The following is a 20,203-nucleotide window of genomic DNA, read 5'->3' as shown; positions in this document are numbered from 1 at the left end:
GGAGCGGGCGGCGCGGCTGACACGGGCGGGGCCGACGCAGGCGCGGGCGGCGCAGGCGCGGGCGGTGGAGCAGGCGCGGTGGACGGGGCTGTCGGGGCCGGCGCGGGTGAGGCCGGCTCGTCCACGGTGATGCCGAAGTCCGTTGCGAGCCCTTCCAGTCCGGAGGAGTACCCCTGGCCCACGGCCCGGAACTTCCAGGCGTCGTTCCGCCGATACAGCTCCCCGAGCAGGAACGCCGTCTCGGACGTGGCTCCCGAGGCGTCGAACCGCGCCGCCTCGGCGCCGCTGTCCGCGTCCAGCACCCGAACGAACAGGCCGGGCACCTGGCTGAACGTGCCGTCTGTGGAGGCCGCGATCACCACGGTCGAGATCTCCTGCTCCACCGCGGACAGTTCGACCCGGATGGTTTCGAGCAGGCCCGTGCCGTCCTGGCGCCGGCCCTCGTGCCGCACCGAACCGCTGCGGTGCACAGGCTGGTTGTAGAAGACGAAGTCGTCGTCCGACCGCACCTTGCCGGCCGCCGTCAGCAACAGCGCCGACACGTCCACATCAGGCGCCCCCGGCCCTCCTTGCCAGCCCAGCTCCACCCGGACCCTGGCGGCCGGTACCGGTACGTTGGCACCCTTTTGCATCGACATCAGGCTTCCCCCTCTGTGCTTCCGACCCCCGAAGCTTAGGCGTTCAGGGCACCGGCTCAACACGCGCCCGCCGAGAGGGAATCCGACCGGGCACTTCCCGGGGAAAGATCCCGCATCCCGCCGGTCAGCGGGGCGGATGCGTCCCGCACGCCCGCGCTTGCGTCCGCCGGACCCGGCCGAGCTCCTTGTCGCCGGGGATCACCCGGACCAGGGTGTTGACCAGGTGGTCGATCACGTCGGCCCCCGGGCGGTCGGACAGGTTGGACAGCAGCCGCACCATGGCGGCCATGACGCGGGGCGACTTCACGGCGTTCTGGGTGACGAGCGAGGTGAACAGCGGGCGGGCCATCAGGGAGGAGAAGACGCGGCCGAGCCGGTAGTAGCGGCCCAGCCGGGCGGCGATCTCCTCGGGGTACCGCTCCAGCATGCGATCCCGGGTGCGGCCCGGCGGGCGGCCCATGGCCTGGGCCACGACGTCGGCGACGAGTTCGCCGGCTTCCATGGCGTAGGCGATGCCCTCGCCGTTGCACGGGTTGACCATGCCGCCCGCGTCACCGATCAGCAGGAGCCCCTGGTGGTGGTGCGGGAGCCGGTTGAACCCCATCGGCAGCGCTGCCCCGCGCAGCGGTCCTTCCGCGTGCTCCTCACCGCGCAGTCCCCACTCTTGTGGCGTCCGCTCCAGCCAGGGAGCGAGCATTTTGCGGACGTCGGTGGTGCCGGTGCGGGAGTCGTTGAGCACCCCGAGGCCCACGTTCACCCTGCCGTCGCCCAGCGGGAAGATCCAGCTGTATCCGGGCAGGATCCGGCCGTCGGGGCGGCGCAGGTCCAGCCAGGACTCCAGATACGGGTCCTGGTGTTTGGCGGGGCTCCGGTAGTAGCGCCGCACGGCGGTACCCACGGGGCGCTTCCCCAGCCGGGTGACGCCCATGGCGAGCCCGAGCCGCCCCGCGACGCCGTCGGCGGCGATCACCACGGGCGCCGAGAAGTCGCGTACCACACGGTCGGTGCCGCAGACGGCGCTGACCCCGGTGATACGCCCCGCCGCGTCCTGCAACGGCGCCGTCACCTTCGTCTCCGTATGCAGTACGGCACCGGCGGCGACCGCCCGCTCGGCGAGAAGCTGGTCGAAGTCGTGCCGGGTGCGGGTGAGGCCGTAGCCGGGGAAGCTGTTGCTCTCCGGCCAGTCCACCTCGAGGGTGACCCCGCGCGAGACGAACCGCAGTCCGCGGTTGCGGCTCCAGCCGGGAGCTGAGGTGTCGATGCCCATCCGTACCAGGTGCCGTACGGCCCGCGGTGTCAGCCCGTCGCCGCAGACCTTCTCCCGTGGAAACGCCGACTTCTCCAGCACAGCCACCTCCACCCCCTGTCGGGCCAGGTGGTAGGCGGCCGTCGCCCCGGCAGGACCGGCTCCCACGACGAGCACCTGAGCCGCTCGCTCCGGCCGCGTCATACGGCGGACTCCGCTTGCTGCTTCCCGTGTTCGCGCCCGTCCCCGTCTCCGTCCGATTCCTCAGGCCCTGGCTGCCGGGCCGGGGCGAGGGCACGGTGCAGGGCGACGATACCGCCGGTCAGGTTGCGCCAGCAGACCCGCTGCCAGCCGGCCTCCCGGATCAGGGCGGCCAGTGAGCGCTGGTCATGCCAGGCGCGGATGGTCTCGGACAGATAGGTGTACGCGTCGGGGTTGCTCGACACCAGGTCGGCGATGCGGGGCAGGCCGCCCATCAGGTACCGCAGATACACGGTGCGGAAGGGCGCCCAGGTGGGGTGGCTGAACTCGCAGACGACCAGCCGTCCACCGGGCCGGGTCACCCGGGCCATCTCCCGCAGCGCCGCGCCGGGGTCGACCACGTTGCGCAGCCCGAACATGATGGTCACCGCGTCGAAGGCGGCCGTCTCGAAGGGCAGCGCCAGCGCGTCCCCGACCCGCAGGTCCAGGGAGCGGGCGGCGCCGCGGGCCACCATCCCCGGCGACCGGTCGATGCCGACGACCGCCGCACCGGACCGGGCGAGCTCCGCGGTGGAGACGCCGGTGCCGCAGGCGATGTCCAGGCATCTCTCGCCCGGTCGCAGGGCGAGCGCCGCACGGGCGCGGGCGCGCCAGAGCCTGTCCTGGCCGCCGGAGAGCAGGGTGTTGGTCCGGTCGTAGTGGCCGGCGGCCTCGTCGAACATGCGCGTGACCTCGTCCGGGTCCCTCGCGAGGGTCGCGCGGCTCATCAGAGGTTCCCCCGCCGGTCCTGTTCCCGCTCGACCGCTTCGAAGAGGGCCTTGAAGTTGCCCTTGCCGAAGCCCTGGCTGCCGTGCCGCTCGATCAGTTCGATGAAGAACGTCGGCCGGTCGACCAGGGGGCGGGTGAAGATCTGCAGCAGGTAGCCGTCCTCGTCCCGGTCCACCAGTACGCCGCGCTCGCGCAGCTCGGCGATGTCCACGCGGACGTCCCCGATGCGGGCCCGCAGTTCCGGATCGTCGTAGTACGCGTCCGGGGTCGCCAGGAAATCCACGCCCGCAGCGCGCAGCGCGTCGGTGGCAGCCAGGATGTCGTGGGTTTCCAGCGCGATGTGCTGGACGCCGGGCCCTCGGTGGTAGTGGAGATATTCGTCGATCTGGGACCGCTTCTTCCCCGGCGCCGGCTCGTTCAGCGGGAGTTTCACCTTCCCCGTGCCGTCGGCGACGACCTTGCTCATCAGTGCGGAGTACTCGGTGGCGATGTCCTCCCCGATGAATTCGGCCAGCGTGGAGAAGCCGAGCACGCGCCGGTAGAAGTCCACCCAGGTGTCCATGAGGCCGAACTCCACACAGCCGACGGTGTGGTCCACCTGGTGGAAAAGAGGTGGCGAGGAGGGGACGGGCACAGCGGGCGGTGGCCCGAATCCGGGCATGAAGAGCCCGTCGTACCCATCGCGCTCCACCAGGGTGTGCCGCAGTTCGCCGTATGTGGCGATCGCGGCGGTCCGTACCCGGCCGAATTCGTCGCTGTGCACCGTGGGCTCCTCGAGCACGGTCGCCCCGGCCTCGGCCGCGTACGCCAGACCCTCGTCGAGGTTGCGCACCTGAAGCGCGACATCGCTGACCCCGTCCCCGTGAACTGCGGCCCACCGGGCGGCCGGACTGTCAGCGGACGCGCCGCCGGTGATGAGGAAGCGCACCCGGCCCGAGCTGAGCAGATACTCCGCGAGCCCGTTGTGCGAGGTCTCGTCCCCCCGGTAGGCGGTCACTTCCATGGCGAAGGCATTGACATAGAAGTGTGCCGCCTGCCGGGCATTACCGACGCAGAGCCGGATATGGTCGATACCCACCAGGTCGCACGGGCGGTTTCCGGCGGTTTCCCGTCGAGGCTGAGAGCGCACCTCATCAGCGGGAACGGTTGCCTGGAGTTCCATGAACTGGTCCTTTGCACGGCGTCAGGCGGCGTGAAGATCGGTGCGTGGATCGGTGCGGAGATGCCGGGCGGCATGAAGCCGCGCACGCCACAGACGGTACGTTCCGCCGGCCGGGGCGCCGGTCACCACAGGGGTGTCAGCAATGTCCCGTCACTCGGCCAAGTGAAAGTTTGACGCCGCAGGCCCATCGCGTGATTAGCGATCACCACCGGCTGCAATTGATCGCCGGGCCGTGGAATTCGGCCCCCCTTGTGAGTGCGTCCCGGCAGCTGTGTGTGCCTCCCGACGACCCTGTTCACGAAATAGCAGCCCTCTCACTGAAGAAGAAGGGTGTCACGTGACCTCCTCGACGACCACGCGGCCGAGCACTGTTGGCCACGTCTCCGCCCCGTCGGTCCCCCCTCTGACGATGGACCGCCTGTCGTTCATCCTCTTCGGGCACGCCGCCTTCCAGTACCTGAACGCCGCCTGCGAGCTGGGGCTGCTCGACCTTCTGGCGGAACGCGGCCCCCTGTCGGAGGAGGAGGTCAGGGAGCAACTGGGGCTTCAGGAGCGGGCCTGCGCGGTCCTGCTGCTGGGGAGCACCGCGCTCGGGCTGACCGTCAAGGACGGCTCCGGCTACCGCGTCGCCGACCTCGTCGCCTCGCTGCGCGCCGACGGCACCTGGCAGAAGATCAAGGACACCGTCGCCTTCGAGCAGGACATCGTGTACGAGGGGCAGGCCGACTTCGCCGAGTCGCTGCTGCGGAACACCAATGTGGGCCTGCGCCGCGTCCCCGGGGACCAGCCGGACCTCTATCAGCGGCTGGGCGGCAACCCGCGGCTGGAGTCGGTCTTCTACCGCTATATGAAGTCCTGGTCCGAGCTGGCCAACACCCATCTGGTGCACACGCTCGATCTGACGCACACCCGCCGGCTGCTCGACTGCGGCGGCGGTGACGCGGTCAACGCCATCGCGCTGGCCCGGCACAACCCGGGGCTGGAGGTCACCGTACTGGAGATCCCGGCCTCGGCCGGGATGACGGCTGCGAGCGTCGAGCGGGCCGGGCTGTCCGAGCGCGTCTCCGTCCAGCCGTGCGACATGTTCGCCGATCCGTTTCCTTCGGGCATGGACTGTGTGCTGTTCGCCCATCAGCTCGTCATCTGGACCCCGGAGCAGAACACCGCGCTGCTGCGGAAGGCGCACGCGGCCCTCGCGCCGGGCGGCCGGGTGGTGATCTTCAACTCCATGTCGAACGACGAGGGGGACGGACCTCTCGTCGCGGCCCTGGACAGCGTCTACTTCGCCGCGTTGCCCGCCGAAGGCGGCATGATCTACCCCTGGCGCGTGCACGAGCGGTGCCTGCGGGAGGCAGGGTTCGGAGCCGTCGAACGCTTTCCCGTACCGGGCTGGACGCCGCACGGGATCATCGTGGCCACCAAAGAGGCCCCGTGAGCCCAATGAGCGCGACGGAGCCGCCCGGCGCCTCCGTGGCCCCGGGCACGGCGGCCGCCTTCCTCAGGCTGGCGCGTGTCAAGTTCCTCTTCCAGAGCATGATGGTGACGGGTTTCGGCGTCACCCTGGCCGTCCACGCGAGTGGGGACTTCGCGCTCTCCTGGTATCTGCTCACCTTGGGCTTCGCCTGGACGACGCATCTGATGACGCACTTCTGCAACGAGTACTTCGACCTGGAAGCCGACCGGGCCAACCCCTCCCCCACCGCGTGGACCGGCGGCAGCCGCGCTCTGGTCGAGGGGCTGCTCAGCCCGACGGTGAGCCTCGCGTCCGCTTTCGTGACCCTCTTCACCGGCATCGCACTGACCGCCGCGATGCCGACCCTGACCACCCGGCTGCTGGCCGTCGCGCTGATGGCTCTGGCGTGGTTCTACACGGCGCCGCCACTGCGGCTGAACTACCACGCACTGGGCGAGGTGACCTGTGCGGCGGTGCTGTACGGCATGGGCCCTGTGCTGGCCGCGCTGTTGCAGTCGGGTTCGCTCTCACCGCTCCTGCTGTGGTGCACCGCGCTCGTGTGTGTGCTTCAGGTGCTGCGCTGCCTGATCATGAACCTCGCCGATATCGAGGGCGACCGGCTCGTCGGCAAGAACACCCTCGCCTCGGCTCTGGGGCCCCGGCGACTGGCCCGGCTGTACGCCGCTGGCCAGGGTTCCCTGTACACCGGGGTGCTGGCCCTGGCCGCGGCGGGTGAGCTGCCGCTCGTGGTCGCGGTGGCCCAGCTGGCCTGTGCTCCGGCCGGGCTCTACGTACTGCGGGCGCTGCGTACCGGGGCCATGGCGGAGCGGCGCAGGGCTGACGGTGTCACCTTCTGGGCTTCCATGCAGCTGCCGCTGACCACCTGCGGCACCATGGTCGCGCTGCTGGCCGACCTGGCGCTGCGGGGCAGGCCAGCGCCCGGGCTGTGGGTGGCCCTCGCGGCAGGCACCACCGTCGCGTTCGCGTGGTGGCTGGCGCGTACCGCGCTGGCGGCGCGGCGGCGGGCGGCTGCGGACGCGCTGCCCGGAGAGCCGGCTCTGGCCGAAGGGCGGGCCGAGCGGGCATGACCACCGCGGCGGGGGCGACTCCCTCCGAGCTCCGGGTCGCCCAGCAGATGTGCGAGCGCGCCCGCCGGTGGACGCAGCCCGCGCTCCGGGAAGCCGTTGCCCGCCTGCCCGGCCCACTCGCCGCAGCAGGCGCCTACCAGTTCGGATGGCAGCACTCGTACGGGCCCGAGGGACCGGGGCGGGCGTCGGATGAGGTGGACGAGGTACCTGAGGCCGCGTCACCAGCAGGGGCGGACAGCGGGAAAGCAGTGCGGCCCGCGCTGGTGTATCTCGCCGCCGAGGCGCTGGGCGCGCCGGCCGAGCGTGCCGTGCCCGGAGCCGTCGCCGTGGAGCTGGTGCACAATTTCACGCTGGTCCACGACGACATCACGGACGGGGACGCCACCCGGCGCGGCAGGCCCGCACTGTGGCGGCAGTTCGGCGTCGGCCCGGCCCTGCTGGCGGGTGACGGTCTCCATGTGCTGGCCATGGATGCCCTCTTGAGGCGGCGCGACGAGCGCTCGGCCGTAGCGGCCGCACTGCTCAACCGCGCTCTCATCGCCACCATGTACGGGCAGGTCAGGGACCTCGGCTTCGTCCAGCGGCCCTGGGCAGGGCCGGAAGCGGTCTCGGTCGCCGAGTACCGGGCAGCTGCCCGGGGCAAGACGGGGGCGCTGCTGGCCTGCGCGGCGGCCTTGGGGGCCGTGCTCGCGGGCGGCCTGCCGCGGCAGGTGGCCCGCTTCGCCGCCTTCGGCCGGCACATGGGGGTGGCGTTCCAGTGCGCCGACGACATCCTCGGGCTGTGGGGCGACCGGCAGCGCACGGGCAAGCCTGTCGGGGACGACCTTCTCCAGGCGCGGAAGACCATTCCGGTCCTCCTCGCGCTGACGGCGGACACGCCCGCTTCCGCGCGGCTGCGGGACCTGCTGACCCGCGCGGAGACACCCCTGAACCGGGAGGCACTGCCCGGGGTCCTGGAGCTGATCGGTGAGGCGGGCGGCGAGGAGGCCACCCGGCGGGAAGCCGAACACCAGACCGCGCTGGCCCTTCGGATGCTCGCGGCGGTGCCCATGTCCGCCGAGACGCGCGCGCGGTTCGCCGCCATGGCCGCCTATCTGACCCGGCGGGGCTCCTGAGGTGCCGCGCGCGGCGTGGCGGCGCACAGGAGCGGATCTGCCGTGGGGAGACCCGCTCCCCTCGCACCGGTCGTTGATGGAGGGCTATCTGTGGCGGTTCACCGACCCGGTACGCCACCGGGTGCTGGAGGTCGCCTGCGGGGTCAGCCATCAGCACGGCCGCGCCTGGGGGACCGTGGTCGTGGCGGCGAGCCCCCTCTCCCTCGTCCGGTCCACAACGCTCGACGACGCATGGGCCGGCACCGACCGCTTCGCCATCGAGGCGGCTCCCGCACTCTCCTTCGTACGCGACCGGACGGGGGCCTCCGGCGTACGGGACCGGCTACGGGTCTCCCTGGACGACGCGGAGCTGGAGGTGGCTCTCTTTCCGGGCACCCGGCGCCGGACGCTGCTGCCGGGCGCCGGGGTGTTCTCGCTGCTGCCAGGGCTCAACCACTACTGGCACCCCTACCTGTTCGAGGCCCGGGCCGAGGGTGCCGCGCGGCTGGGGGACGAGCACTGGGACCTGGCGGGCTGCCAGGTGTACGCCGAGAAGTCGTGGGGGCGGGGCTTTCCGCCCGCCTGGTGGTGGGGCCAGGCCCAGGACTTCGACCGTCCCGACGTCCGGGTGGCCTTCGCCGGGGGCCTGCTGGGGAGGGGCCGCGCCACCGTGCCCGTGAACGGGCTGGTCCTGTGCCTCGGTGGCAGGCGCCTCGATCTGTTTCCGCCCGCGGCCATCGTGCGCGGCGGGGTTCGGGCCGACCACTGGCGCCTGACGGCCACCGGCCCGCGCCACCGGGTGCGCGTCAGCGGTCAGGGAGCGGACAGCCCCCTCCTCCGGCTGCCCATCCCCGCACTGACCCCCCACCACCTCGGCTACTCCGAGCAGCACTTGGCGGGCACGGTCCGGCTGGAGGTCACCCGCGACGGCAAGCCGCTGTACGCGGGCACCTCCCGCCTCGCCAGCCTGGAACGGGGCCGGGCACCCCGGTCTCCTTGAGGAGCGCACCGGCGAGGCGCTGCGTCCGGTGCGCGGTTACTCCGTCGCCACTCCGGTGATCTCGTTCGGCTTCTCCTTGAAGGTGCCGGTCGCCTTCTTCTTCCCGGATGTCAGATCGATCGCGTAATCGAAGCGCCGGGCCAGATACCCGAACACATGGTGGTTGGTCACCAGCTTCCGCCGGCTCTTGGGAATGGTGTCGAAGCGCTGTTTCATCCAGGCGTCGAGCTGCCCGATCTTCTTGCCGTACGCGGCGGCTTGCGCCTTGACGGCACTCTTGTCGACGCCGGCGACATGTCCGGCTACCGCGTCGCCGATGATGCGGACGGCTTTGCGGACGCGGGAGGGGTCGGTCCAGAAGTGCGGGTCGGGCTGCCCCTCGGTGTCGTCCGTACGGTAGGTGAGGGGGTGCACCGCGGAGGCGACGCCGAGGGTGGGGACGTCAGCTTCCTTGGCCGCTTCCACGTGGCGCAGCACGTTCTCTTCCAGGCCCAGGCCGTTGTACACCACCAGGTCGGCGCTCTCGATCTGTGCGGCCTCGGTGGCCGAGACGCCGAAGGAGTGGGGGTCGGCGTTCGGCTTCATGAGCACTTTCACCTCGGCCTCGCCGCCGACTACTTGGCGGGTGAGGTCGCCCAGGATGTTGGTGGTGACCACCACGGTGGGGCGCTCTTTCTTGCTCCCGACGCATCCCGCGAGGCCGGCGAGCAGCGCGCAGACGAGCACGAGGACGCCCATGGCCGTGCCGCGCCTGCCGGGGCGTCCGGTACGCACGGCGGCCGTCATCGCCCCGTCTCCACCATCTCGGACGGCCTGAAGTCCAGGGAGAAGGAACGCGCTTTGCGGAGGCTGTCGTGGTAGTCGATCTCGTGGACCTTCCTGGCGGCCATGTCATTGACGTAAGCGCGGTTGGCGTCGATCTCGATGACCGCGCGGGAGACGTCCTTCGCTTTCGGCGGGGAAGAGAGGAGCTTTTTGCGGGCGAGCTGCTTCCCCGTGGAGATCTCGTACGCCTTCAGCGTGCCGGAGTTGTCCAGTACGAGAAGCGGGGTGCCCTCGCCTGCGCTGTTCACCGCTGCTACCGGCCCGGTTTCGATCAGCTTCCACTCGCGCTCGGCCACGTTCAGGACCCACACACCCGTGTCACCTGCCCGCGCGGTCAGCGTGGTGCCGAGCGACCGGCTGTGAAAGGCATCGGGCCGCTCGTCACCGGGCACCTTCCGCCCGAAGGGGATCTTCTCCGGGGCGAGTTTCTTCTGTTTCTCCGTGATGAACAGCGCACCGTCTGCGCATCCGAAGACGACGCCGGTCCGCGTCACCGCGGCGCCGCGCAGCTGAGGGCATTTCACACCGAGGGAGGTCTTCTTCCTGCCCTTCCGGTCACGCACCTCCACCGTGGAATCCCCGCCCGTTCCGGCGACAGGCACGAGTGCGTTCTCCTTGAAGGGAACGACCGGGCCCCGCCCGATACCGTCGAGGAACCCTGTCGTCCGGATCCGGCCCTTCTCCAGTTGCGCGTGGTCGACCAGTCGCGCGGTTCCGTCAGCGAAGGTGAAAGCGGTCAGCCATGGACTGCTGTAGACGTGCTCGGGCTGCTTTCCCCGGACCGCGCCGAGGCCGCGTGCCTTGGCCCGGTAATAGTGCAGATGGTCTCCGTGGTCGACCATCCACGCGCCGCTGTCGAACACCTTCGAACCGCGGCTGGAGTTGGCGTACGCGAACCGGCCATCGGTGACGAGTTCCGCGCCCTTGCCCATCCGGCCCAGCGGCCTGGTCCTCCCCTCGATGAGGTCGAGAATCTGCATCTCGCCGCTCTCCGCGTCTCCGAGTACGAGACGGGACTGCTGCTCCGCCGCCTCTTCGGCGCCCGCGACGTATCCGTGCGGCTTCGAAGACGACGCGGACTTCCTGTCGGCCCCTCTCCCCTCTCTGCTCTCTCCGTCGCCGGGATCCGCGCAGCCGGCGAGCAGCAGCCCCAGCGACAGGACCGCGGCGGACACCGGCCCGCCTTTCTTCGGGCTCCAGTTCATGTTGAGTGCTCGTACTCCCTTCGGTGGTTTTCGCTTCGGCCGTCTTCGCCTCGGCTGCCTGCGCTTCGGTTTTCGTCTTCCGGAGCGGGCTGCGCGACATCCGCCCGGCGGTTCCGTACGCCGGAGGCCAGCGCCGAGAGGAAGAACAGCAGGACGGCGACCGCGGCGATCGTCGCCCCGGCAGCCGTACCGAGGTGCCAGGAGACGAGGAGCCCAATGAAGGTCGCGGCCACGCCGGACAGCGCCGCACCGCACATCACCAACGGGACCCGCTGCGACCACGGCAGCGCCGCCGCCGGTGGAGCGATCAGCAGCCCGAAGACCAACAGCGTGCCGACCACGTGGAACGACGTGACGATGGCCAGCGTGACGAGCCCGAGCAGCGCAGCGTGCGCCAGCCGGGGGCGCAGCCCGAGCGTGTGGGCCTTCCGCTCGTCGAAGACGAGGGCCAGGAACGAGCGGTACCCCAGCGCGGAGACGAGCAGCGCGACGCACAACGCCACGGCGAGGCCGGTCAGATCCCGCTCCCGCACCGCGAGTACGTCGCCGAAGAGGAATCCGGTCAGGTCCACCGCGAAGGACTGGGACCGGGAGACGATGATCACGCCCAGCGACAGCATGCCCACGAACAGCAGGCCGATCCCGGTGTCCCGGGAGAGCCGGGGTGCCCGCCCCAGGGCCGTCACCCCGCAGGCCATCACGCCCGCGCTCACCGCCGCGCCGATCAGCAGGTTGCCCCCGCAGAGCGAGGCGACGGCGACCCCGGGCAGCATGCCGTGCGCCATGGCGTCCCCGAGAAACGTCATGCCACGCAGCACCACCCATATGCCGGTGGTGGCGCAGATCAGGGACACCAGGATCCCGCTCCACAAGGCCCGCTGAAGGAAGGCCACTTCGAACGGGCCGGTCAACCACTCCATGACCCGGAGCCTATAATGAAAATGATTGTCATAACAACAAGGGAGGACATGCCGCCATGCCACAGCCGAGGCCCTGCGAGGTCACGCTGCGCAACGCGGCCGCCGGATACCCCCGGCGGCCGGTGCTGCGGCAACTCACCGCGTCCATCCCCCGGTCGGCGACCACCGCCGTCGTCGGTCCGAACGGCTCGGGGAAGTCGACGCTGCTGAGCGTGCTCGCGGGGGTACGCCCGCTCACCTCCGGCTCCCTGGACAGGAGCAGTGCCTCCCGGCCGTGCTTCGTCGTGCAGCGCAGCGCGGTCTCCGACACGCTCCCGCTCACCGTGCGGGAAACGGTGACCATGGGGCGCTGGGCCCATCGCGGTGCCTGGCGGCGGCTGACCGCTCACGACCGCTCCGTCGTACGCGACAGCATGGACCGGCTCGGCATCCTCGACCTGGCCGAACGGCAGCTCGGCGAGCTCTCCGGCGGACAGCACCAACGCGCGCTTGTCGCACAGGGACTCGCCCAGGAGGCCGATCTCTTCCTGCTGGACGAGCCGACGACCGGCCTGGACATGGCAGCGCGGCAGAGCATCTCCGCCGCGCTCGGTGCGGCCGCGGCCGACGGGGCGACCGTGGTCCACGCCACGCACGACCTCGGCGCGGCCCGGGAGTCGGACCACTGTCTGCTGCTCCAGAACGGCCGGCTCGTCGAGGAGGGGAAGCCGGGGGACGTCCTCACCGAGAGCGCGCTGCGCCGGCTCTGGGACTTCCCGGAGGCACGATGACCCGCTCCCCCGCCGCCCGGAAGCGCGCACCCGAGATCCTGCTGAGCGTGGTGTCCGGCAACTCGCCCGGGGCGCGCGGCGCCCTGGTGGACCAAGTGCTGCACGCTGCGCCGGACGCCTGGGTCCTCGCCGTCTCACTCGACCCCGGGCCGGAGGGGTATCCGGTCGTCCAGCGCCTGCTGCGGGGAGCGGACGGGCGGATGCGGGATGCCGCGTCGCGCGGGGCGACAGGTGCGCCGGCGGTGATCGTGCGCGAAGACCTGCTCGCGATCGGCCGTGCGGCACACCGCCCGCAGGCCGTTGTCCTGGCGCTGCCCGAAACTCTCGACACCCTGCCCTTCCTGCTGGAGCTGTGGCGTGAGCGGACCGGAACCGGCTCGCTGGGCACCCACTACGTCGCGGGCCCCGTGCTGGCCGGTATCGATCCGGGCTCCTTCATGGCGGACATCCGCTGCGTTCACCGGGCGGTACGCAGATGGAACGGCTGGACGGCGAGCGCACCCGTGACCCGTGCTGAGGCAGCGGCCGTGCAGACGGAGGTGGCGGACACCGTCGTGGTGCACTCCTCGTCCCGCGAGGAAGGTCAACTCGCTGTCGGAGTCGCCTCGTTGATCCGGCACCTGAACGGTCGCGCCCCACTCGTGACCCATGACGGCGCCGAACCGGCCCGGCTGCCCTCCGCGGCTCTACGGCAAGTGGCGTACGACCCCGAGGAGGTGTGGCGGGCCCGGCTGGACCCCGTGACGGTGCCGCGGCTCTCCCGCGGCAGCAGCCATGGCGTGGGCTCCGTCCTGTGGCGGGCCCGGCGACCGGTGCACCCCGGGCGGCTGGCCGAGGCCCTTTCCGTCGCGCTGCTCGGTGTCGTACGCGGCCATGGGCACCTGTGGCTGGCCAACCGGCCCGAATCCGTGGTGACCTGGCGCTCGGCCGGTGCGCATCTGGAGCTGCGGGAAGCCGGGCCCTGGCTGGAGGCGGAGGCGCCGCAGCTGTGGGCGGCGGTGTCCGCGCAGCGGCGTACGGCCGCATCCTGGTTCTGGGACGACTACTTCGGTGAGCGCCGCAACGAAATCACCTTCACCGGTATCGAGCTGGACGCTCTCCGGATCCGCGGCGCCCTGGACGCGGCGCTGCTGACCGACGCGGAGCTGGCGCTGGGCCTGGACCACTGGCTGGGCGCGGAGGACCCCTTCTTCGCGGACAACGATGCGCTGTGAGCTCGCCGACTGCCGGCCAGCATCCCGTACGGTGGCGGAAAGCGAACCCCGGGAGGCCCCTTGTCCAGCAGCGTCGATGTCCCCAGCGCGGTGATCGCGCCGCTCCTCGCCGAGCACGCCGAACAGGTGCTGGCGATCTACCGGGCAGGGATCGAGGAAGGCAACGCGACCTTCGAGACCGGCGCACCGACGTGGGACGACTTCGACGCCGCGAAACTCCCCGAGCACCGCTTCGTCGCCCTGGACGAGGCCGGGACCGTGCTGGGCTGGATCGCCGCCTCGAAGGTCTCCGACCGGTGCGCGTACGCCGGGGTGGTCGAGCACTCCGTCTACGTCCACCCGGACGCCCGTGGCCGCGGTATCGCCTCCGGCCTGCTGAAAGCGCTGATCGAGTCGACAGAAGCAGCCGGTATCTGGACGATCCAGTCCGGGATCTTCCCCGAGAACACCGCCAGTATCGCGCTGCACCAGCGCGCCGGATTCCGCGTCATCGGAACCCGCGAGCGCATCGGCCGCCACCACGGCCGCTGGCGCGACGTCGTCCTCCTGGAACGCCGCAGTCCGGCGATCACCTGACGACGCGGGCCTTGGACGCTCCGGAGCGGCCCTTCACCCGCGGGAGACCTGGCCCGGGCCGATACCGGCCTGGCGCAGCGTCCTGCGGACCTCGCGCCGGGCTCCGTGGACGACGAGCCGCACGGCCTCGGGCCGCTCGACAGCCGCGCGGAGGAGGGCGTACGCACACGCGAGGTCGAGCCGGGTGACCTCGCTCATGTCCACCACCCACTCACGCGCCGCGCGCAGCCTCGGATCATCCAGCTGCTCCTCCAGTTCCCGGAGGACACCGGCGCCCAGGTCGCCGGCGAGGGTCAGCTCGGCACGCTGTCCGTGGACCATCGTCACGGAAGCGATCGTCCGCCGCGCCGGAACGGAGTGAGATCCGCGTGCAACAGCTGCCATGGCGGCCTCCTCGACAGTGGGGCTGCTCACTTCCATGATGCCTCCGCGGCCTGCGCCGCTCAGGTCTGTGGCTGTGGGCCGGCGATCTTCGCCAGCCGTGGGCGGGCGAGCTTCTCGTAGTCCGCGCCGGAGACGGCTAGTGACCGGTCCAGGCGGGCCGCGTTGAAGTAGAGCTGTGGCCGGGTGACGACATCCGGATCGGCGACGAGTTCCAGGTCGGGGTCGAAGCTGAAGGGCAGCACCGTGCCGGGGACGGCGCGGGCGAGGCGTTCGGCGGTGGCCGCGTCGCTGACGCCGGCGTAGCGGGCGGCGAACAGCTCGCGTATGGCGTCGAGGTCGACACGCCGGTCGCCGGGGACGACGGCGAGCACGTGGCGAGTGGTGCGCCGGTCGGGTTTCACCCGTAGGACAAGGCACTTGGCGGCTTGGGAGACAGGGTGCCCGCGCAGCGCGCTCACGGTCTCTGTGGTGCCCTCGGGGGTGTGGTCGATGAGCCGGTAGGGAGTCGCGGTGTCGTCGAGCAGGGCGATCAGACGGCGGTAGGTGTCGGTGTGGGGCATGCGGTCTTCTCTTTCGTGCGGGTGCGGTGGGCACGTTCGATGGCCTGGCCCCAGTAGGTGCCCGCCACCATCAGGAGCGCGCCGAGTGCGGTGGAGAGGGTGAGGTGTTCGCCGCCCAGGGCGAGACCGATGGCGACGGCCCACACGGGCTCCGTGCCCAGCAGCAGGCTGGCGCGGCTGGCGGAGCTGCGCTGGACGGCCCAGGTCTGGGCGAGGAAGGCGAACAGGCTGCAGAACAGGGCGAGGTGGGCGAGCTGGAGCCAGGTCGCCGTACCGGTGCCGGCGAGAGCGCTCAGGCCGGGTGCGGCAGGCACCAGGAAGAGCAGCGATCCCAACGAGGTCTGTACGGCGGTCAGTTGGAGCGGGCGCAGGGCACGTCCTGCGGTGAGCCGTCCGACGAGCGCGACATGCGCCGCGCGGACCACAGCGGCGGCCAGGATCAGCAGGTCACCGACGCCTGGCACCCCGAACCCGTGGCCGGACGTCAGCAGGCCGACTGCCAGCACACACAAGCCGGCGGCGAGGAAGAACCGCGGAGGCAGCCGGCCGCCGCCTGTGCGGTCCAGCAGTGGAGTGATCACGAGTGTCAGGCTGATGAGCAGCCCGGCGTTGGCGGCGCTGGTGTGTGCCACGCCGTACATCTCCAGCACCAGCACGGCGGCTTGGGACACACCGAGGACGGCGCCGATCCGGATCTCGTCCCGCGTCCAGCGGGGGCGCGAACGGGATGTGACGGCGAGAACGAGCGGCAGGCCGGCCAGGGACGAGAGCAGGTAGCGCAGGAACAGCACCACCAGCACGGGGGCGGCTTCGGCAGCGGTCTTCGCCGTCAGATAGCTGGAGCCCCACACGACCGCCACCAGCAGCAGCACCGCATCGGTACGACGTGCTTCAGGCATGCCCACAACCCTGCCCTGACCAGCACAGTGAAGCCAAGGACCATTTACTGAAACATCTATTTAGAGTGGCTACACTATTGATCTACACTATTGGCCATGGACGAGCGACAGCTGCGTGTTCTCCGCGAGCTGGGAGAGCTGGGCAGCGTGACCGCGGTGGCGGAGGCGCTGCTGGTCACGCCTTCGGCGGTCTCGCAGCAGCTGAGGCTGCTGCAGCGCTCGGTCCGTGTCCCGCTCACCGAGCGCGCGGGCCGCAGGCTCGTGCTCACCCCCGCCGGACGGGCTCTGGCCGCCGCGGCGATCGATGTCGAGACGTCACTGGCCCGTGCCCGGCACGCTGTCGAGGAGTTCCTGGAAGAGCCGGACGGCGAGGTGTCGGTCGCGGCCTTCCACAGCGCCGCCGCCGGTCTGTGGCCCCGCCTCGTACGCGGCCTCGCCGCCCCTGGGGCGCCACGGCTCGCGCTCGCCGACGAGGACGTCTCCCAGGAGGACTTTCCGCCGCTGACCCACGAGTACGACATCGTCCTCGCGCACCGGCTCGACCACTCACCGGCGTGGCCGAGGACCGTGTCGGCCACGCCCCTGCTGCACGAGCCCCTCGACATCGCGCTGCCGGCCGGGCATCCGCTGGCGGACAAAGAGCGCCTGACCCCGCACGATGTGGCCGATCAGACATGGATCACCGTCCACGACGGCTTCCCGCTGATGGCCACCATCGAGGCCATCGCCGCCACTGCAGGACGACGGCTGAGGATCGCGCACCGGATCAACGAGTTCGCCGTGGTCTCCGAGGTGGTGGCGGCCGGGGGCGGCATCGCGCTGCTGCCCCGCTGGACCGCGCGCCCGCACTCCGCCGTGACCCTCAGACCGCTCTCCGGCGTCCATGCCCGCCGCCACATCGACGCGCTCCACCGTCCCGAGAACGCGACTCGCAAAGCTGTGCGCACCGTCCTCGCCGAGCTCCGGAGTGCGGCGGCGGCCGTCAGCGGCGACGGCGGTTCCCCGGAAACCGCCGAGGGGTCCGACGTGCACCGATGACGGAGGCGGGTTCGGCTCCGGCTGTCCGCCGTCGCCCCTGCGAGGACGGGGCGGCGCCTCCGGCTCGTGCGGCGCCGTGCACAGTCCGTGCGGCCCGGCGCGGATCCCGCCACGTTCCGTGGGCGTCCGCCGACGGGGCGGCAGGGGTGGCGGACCGTGTGACGCAGCCCGCACGGTGCGGGCCCGGTGTCGTGGCATACTCGCCCGAAGTGCCCCTTTCGCTCCGGCGGTCATCGGCTGCGGACGCGGAAGCGGCGCACAGGTGCGGCGCCGGCCCGGTCGGGCCCGGCGTTCCGGCACTCCGCCGGGCAGGGCCGCGGGCTCCCCGGCGACGGTCTCCGCCCATGACGCCGGATGCCGGCACCGACGCCGTCGTCGGTGTCCACAGCACCCCAGCCCGTCGACCATCGACCACCGTGCCCATCCCCCCTCGACCGCCGTGTCCGCCGGGCAACCGCCGCGGGCCCTCACCGGTCGGGCCGGTGCCCTGCGCCACGGACCGGCGCCCTGTAGCAGATGGGAGTACCTCCCCCATGAAGACCCGCCGTACCGTCCTCGTCTCCACCGCCGCGCTCGCCGCCGTCATCGCAGCGGGCGGCGGCACCAACGCCCTGGTCGAGCACAAGGCCCAGGAGCGTGCGGCCGAAGCGACCCGGTGCCGGCTGGGCGACACCGCCACCGGGGTGCACGCGGAGCTCACCGACCCGCTGGCCGGCCTGAAGACACTGACCGGCCACGTCGGCACGCTGCACATCGGCGCCGACAAGGTCCGGCACGACGGCACGTCCTTCGCCGTGGACGCAGCGCTGCACGGCGTGTCCACCGACGGCAGCGCCACCTCCGGATCGGCCACCGTCACCGTGGGCTACGACGAGATCGCCAAGCGGCTGCCGAAGCAGGTGCGGGGGATGAAGCCCGGCACGGACGGGCGCCATCTCACCCTCTCGGGCACCGTGGGCGACACCGGAATCCCGGTGACCGTGCTGAACAAGGTGTCGGCCGGCCCGCGCGGGCTGACCGTCACCCCGGACAGCGTCAACGTCATGGGCCAGCAGATGAAGCTCAGTACGCTCACCTCGCTGCCCGGCATGGACCGGTTCGCCGACCAGCTCGGCCCGCGTACCGTCGGCATCGGCAAGCTCCCCAAGGGCGTGCAGCCCACCGGTGCCGAAGCCACCGACGACGGGCTCGCTCTGGACTTCCGGTTCTCCCCCGACAGCCTGCGCTCCGCCGGCGGAGACGCGGACGCCTCCTCCGGATGCGATTCCGGTCCCGGGGGCTCCGGGAGCAAGGGCGCCTGACCCTGCGCACGAGGTGCCGGACGGGAAGCTCAGCGCGGGCCTGACTCCACGAGTGCGGTGAGCGCCCGGCGCATGGTCCGGGTGAACAGCGGATCGGGGTCCTGGGCCGGGTCGGTCCCGGCCTGGCCGGCCGTGGCGGCGTCTGCCATGGCGGCGGCGAGGTGCGGCCGGTCTCCCTGGGCGGCGGCCGTGCCGAGATAGGCGGCCTGCGCCTGCCGGCGGTCGGTGTCCGTGCGCCCGCGCTGGAGCTCCGCACGGGCGAACTGTGCGATCAGAGCGTTCATCAGGGCGACGACTTCCATCTTGGTACGGCCGGACAGCGCGGTGGGCGCCAGTGCGTGCAGCGCGTACTCCAGGTAGTCCAGGCCCCGGGGCCCCAGCCGCAGGGGCTCGGGCGGGATGTCGGACAGCCAGGGGTGTTCCAGGTGTACGCGCTTGGTCCGGGCCGCAAGGGCGAGCAGATCCTCGACGGGGTCGCCGCCGAGCGGGACGCCGAGGTCGATCTGCCCGGTCACCATGTCGGCCATCAGGTCGAGCAGATCGTCACGGCTGGAGAGATAGCGGTAGAGGGAAGCCTGACCGGTGCCCAGCTCCTTGGCCACCTGACGCATCGACACCGCCGACAGCCCTTTGGCGTCCGCGAGTTCGACGGCGACCGCGGCCAGTTCCCCGCGGCTGTGCAGCGCGGCGGGGCCGCGGGCGCCGCGTTCGGGCCGCGTCCAGACGATCACGGGTTCCGGAGTCATGCGTCCATCCGCTTTCTGTGTTCCCCGCTTTCTGTGGTCCCCGATTTCTCGGCTCCACGGTGCATCCCCTACCCTAAAACCGCGAACACCGGTCGCAATTATTGGGAGGTCCCGTGTCCTCGTCGTCGCCCCACCCCTGGAGCCCCGTCCGCTGGGCGCAGAACGGCCATGTACGGCTGGCTTTCGACCAGCTGACCGAAGGGCAGGACGGGGAACCGCTCCTGCTGGCCACAGGGCTGGGAGTCAACCGGCTCTGGGTTCCGGACGGGCTGTGCCGGATGCTGGCCGCACAGGGTTTCGCGGTGGCCCGGTACGACCAGCGTGACGGCGGGGAGTCGACCCATCTGCCCGCCACCGCAACCCGCAACCCGATCGCCGCGCTCTTCGGCAAGCGCGGCGAGGCGTACACGGCCGAGGACATGGCGGACGACGCCGCAGCGGTGATGGACGCTCTGGGCTGGCGCTCGGCCCACCTGCTGGGCGTCTCGCTCGGCGGTGCCGTAGCGCAGCGCGTGGCGCTACGACACCCCGACCGGGTGCGGACGCTGACCTCCATGGCAGCGGTACCCGGAGACGCCACCGGGCTGCGGACCATGCCGTACATCCGGCTGCGGACGCTGGGGAAGTTCGCGCGGCTCACGTTCCCCGACACCCCGGAGGGGGCCGTCGCCGCCGGCGTCGCCGTCTCGCGGCTCCTCGCCTCGCCCAACCGCCCCTTCGACGAGCAGAGTGCACGGGAAGCCGCCGAGCGCAACGCCGACAGCGGGGTGCACGACCAGCGGGCCCAGAGCCGGCAGATCGGCGCCCAGTGGCACGGCCCGCCGATCAGCGCCATCACCCGGCCAACCCTCGTGCTGCACGGGGAGGACGACCCCCTCATCAAACCCGGCGCAGCCAAGGCGATCGCCTCCCGCATCCCGGGCTCGCGCCTGGTCGTCCTCCCCGAGGTCGGACACGAACTCCCCGCGTGCTCATGGCACTCCGTCGCCACGGAACTGCGGGCGCTCGCCGAAACAGCTCACCACCCGCCCGTACCACCCGCCGGGTGAAGCCCCGGTCGCTCCCCTCCCGTCCCACCGGCCGGTTCCGGGAGGGAGGCATCATCGGGGCGGCGA

20 protein-coding genes and 1 pseudogene are annotated in these 20,203 nt (G+C 71.5%); 10 read left to right on the top strand and 11 right to left on the bottom strand.

The window, feature by feature from the left end; translation table 11 throughout:
* The 4 genes from ITI46_RS07270 to hppD form a co-directional block, all read right to left on the bottom strand.
* Positions 1-638 (bottom strand): TerD family protein (locus ITI46_RS07270; protein ID WP_209238582.1); only part of this gene is annotated, 638 nt, incomplete at its 3' end.
* A gap of 124 nt (positions 639-762) precedes the next feature.
* Positions 763-2,088, bottom strand: a complete 1,326-nt coding sequence (locus ITI46_RS07265; RefSeq protein WP_209238581.1) for a geranylgeranyl reductase family protein — start codon at positions 2,086-2,088, stop codon at positions 763-765.
* Positions 2,085-2,852: a demethylmenaquinone methyltransferase gene (locus ITI46_RS07260; protein ID WP_209238580.1), complete on the bottom strand. Its 768-nt coding sequence runs from the start codon at positions 2,850-2,852 to the stop codon at positions 2,085-2,087. Before ITI46_RS07260 ends, ITI46_RS07265 begins: the two co-directional genes overlap by 4 nt.
* The gene (hppD, locus tag ITI46_RS07255; RefSeq protein WP_209238579.1) at positions 2,852-4,015 is read right to left on the bottom strand and encodes a 4-hydroxyphenylpyruvate dioxygenase; all 1,164 of its coding nucleotides are present in this window, start codon (positions 4,013-4,015) and stop codon (positions 2,852-2,854) included. Before hppD ends, ITI46_RS07260 begins: the two co-directional genes overlap by 1 nt.
* A 409-nt stretch (positions 4,016-4,424) precedes the next feature.
* Here hppD and ITI46_RS07250 point away from each other — a divergent pair, with 409 nt between their 5' ends.
* The 4 genes from ITI46_RS07250 to ITI46_RS07235 are packed head-to-tail and all read left to right on the top strand — an operon-like array spanning position 4,425 to position 8,650.
* Entirely contained in the window at positions 4,425-5,450 is a 1,026-nt protein-coding gene (locus tag ITI46_RS07250) for a methyltransferase (RefSeq protein ID WP_209238578.1), read from the top strand.
* A 5-nt stretch (positions 5,451-5,455) separates the two neighbouring features.
* Positions 5,456-6,556: a prenyltransferase gene (locus ITI46_RS07245; RefSeq protein ID WP_209238577.1), complete on the top strand. Its 1,101-nt coding sequence runs from the start codon at positions 5,456-5,458 to the stop codon at positions 6,554-6,556.
* Positions 6,553-7,671, top strand: coding sequence for a polyprenyl synthetase family protein (locus ITI46_RS07240; protein WP_209238576.1), 1,119 nt, complete (start codon positions 6,553-6,555; stop codon positions 7,669-7,671). Before ITI46_RS07245 ends, ITI46_RS07240 begins: the two co-directional genes overlap by 4 nt.
* 1 nt (position 7,672) lies before the next feature.
* Positions 7,673-8,650, top strand: coding sequence for a tocopherol cyclase family protein (locus ITI46_RS07235; protein WP_209238575.1), 978 nt, complete (start codon positions 7,673-7,675; stop codon positions 8,648-8,650).
* A 117-nt stretch (positions 8,651-8,767) separates the two neighbouring features.
* Here the strand turns inward: ITI46_RS07235 and ITI46_RS07230 are convergent.
* The 3 genes and pseudogenes from ITI46_RS07230 to aztB form a co-directional block, all read right to left on the bottom strand.
* A pseudogene (locus ITI46_RS07230) lies at positions 8,768-9,388 on the bottom strand (metal ABC transporter solute-binding protein, Zn/Mn family); the annotation flags it as partial.
* Between the two features lie 44 nt (positions 9,389-9,432).
* Positions 9,433-10,650 (bottom strand): hypothetical protein, encoded by a 1,218-nt coding sequence (locus ITI46_RS07225; protein ID WP_307808085.1) that lies wholly within the window; start codon positions 10,648-10,650, stop codon positions 9,433-9,435.
* Between the two features lie 26 nt (positions 10,651-10,676).
* Positions 10,677-11,600: a zinc ABC transporter permease AztB gene (gene aztB, locus ITI46_RS07220; protein WP_209238573.1), complete on the bottom strand. Its 924-nt coding sequence runs from the start codon at positions 11,598-11,600 to the stop codon at positions 10,677-10,679.
* 56 nt (positions 11,601-11,656) lie between these two features.
* Between aztB and aztA the strand changes: the two genes are divergently transcribed.
* Genes aztA through ITI46_RS07205 form a run of 3 tightly spaced genes read left to right on the top strand, consistent with a single transcriptional unit; the run spans position 11,657 to position 14,160 of the window.
* Positions 11,657-12,370 carry a zinc ABC transporter ATP-binding protein AztA gene (gene aztA / locus ITI46_RS07215; RefSeq protein WP_209238572.1) on the top strand — a complete coding sequence of 238 codons (714 nt, stop codon included), beginning with the start codon at positions 11,657-11,659 and terminating at the stop codon, positions 12,368-12,370.
* Positions 12,367-13,584 carry a GTP-binding protein gene (locus ITI46_RS07210; protein ID WP_247745601.1) on the top strand — a complete coding sequence of 406 codons (1,218 nt, stop codon included), beginning with the start codon at positions 12,367-12,369 and terminating at the stop codon, positions 13,582-13,584. Before aztA ends, ITI46_RS07210 begins: the two co-directional genes overlap by 4 nt.
* 60 nt (positions 13,585-13,644) lie before the next feature.
* Entirely contained in the window at positions 13,645-14,160 is a 516-nt protein-coding gene (locus tag ITI46_RS07205) for a GNAT family N-acetyltransferase (protein ID WP_247745600.1), read from the top strand.
* A 33-nt stretch (positions 14,161-14,193) separates the two neighbouring features.
* On the opposite strand, the gene ITI46_RS07200 is transcribed toward ITI46_RS07205, so the two are convergent.
* The 3 genes from ITI46_RS07200 to ITI46_RS07190 all read right to left on the bottom strand — a co-directional run bounded on the left by ITI46_RS07200 (position 14,194) and on the right by ITI46_RS07190 (position 16,003).
* Positions 14,194-14,481: an STAS domain-containing protein gene (locus tag ITI46_RS07200; RefSeq protein ID WP_209238587.1), complete on the bottom strand. Its 288-nt coding sequence runs from the start codon at positions 14,479-14,481 to the stop codon at positions 14,194-14,196.
* Positions 14,482-14,603: 122 nt separating this feature from the next.
* Entirely contained in the window at positions 14,604-15,104 is a 501-nt protein-coding gene (locus ITI46_RS07195) for a YbaK/EbsC family protein (RefSeq protein ID WP_209238571.1), read from the bottom strand.
* Positions 15,074-16,003: a DMT family transporter gene (locus ITI46_RS07190; RefSeq protein ID WP_209238570.1), complete on the bottom strand. Its 930-nt coding sequence runs from the start codon at positions 16,001-16,003 to the stop codon at positions 15,074-15,076. Before ITI46_RS07190 ends, ITI46_RS07195 begins: the two co-directional genes overlap by 31 nt.
* 96 nt (positions 16,004-16,099) lie before the next feature.
* On the opposite strand from ITI46_RS07190, the gene ITI46_RS07185 reads away from it, so the two are divergent.
* Entirely contained in the window at positions 16,100-17,041 is a 942-nt protein-coding gene (locus ITI46_RS07185) for a LysR family transcriptional regulator (protein ID WP_209238569.1), read from the top strand.
* A 533-nt stretch (positions 17,042-17,574) separates the two neighbouring features.
* Positions 17,575-18,342, top strand: a complete 768-nt coding sequence (locus ITI46_RS07180; protein WP_209238568.1) for an LmeA family phospholipid-binding protein — start codon at positions 17,575-17,577, stop codon at positions 18,340-18,342.
* A 29-nt stretch (positions 18,343-18,371) separates the two neighbouring features.
* Here ITI46_RS07180 and ITI46_RS07175 read toward each other — a convergent pair whose 3' ends face one another.
* Positions 18,372-19,088, bottom strand: coding sequence for a TetR/AcrR family transcriptional regulator (locus ITI46_RS07175; protein WP_209238567.1), 717 nt, complete (start codon positions 19,086-19,088; stop codon positions 18,372-18,374).
* A gap of 113 nt (positions 19,089-19,201) precedes the next feature.
* On the opposite strand from ITI46_RS07175, the gene ITI46_RS07170 reads away from it, so the two are divergent.
* Positions 19,202-20,137, top strand: a complete 936-nt coding sequence (locus tag ITI46_RS07170) for an alpha/beta fold hydrolase (protein ID WP_209238566.1) — start codon at positions 19,202-19,204, stop codon at positions 20,135-20,137.
* Positions 20,138-20,203 lie beyond the last annotated feature (66 nt).

Origin of the sequence: Streptomyces oryzae, assembly GCF_017676365.1 — a bacterium.
Classification (GTDB): Bacteria; Actinomycetota; Actinomycetes; order Streptomycetales; family Streptomycetaceae; genus Streptomyces; species Streptomyces oryzae.
This window is presented reverse-complemented; position numbering and strand designations above follow the sequence as displayed.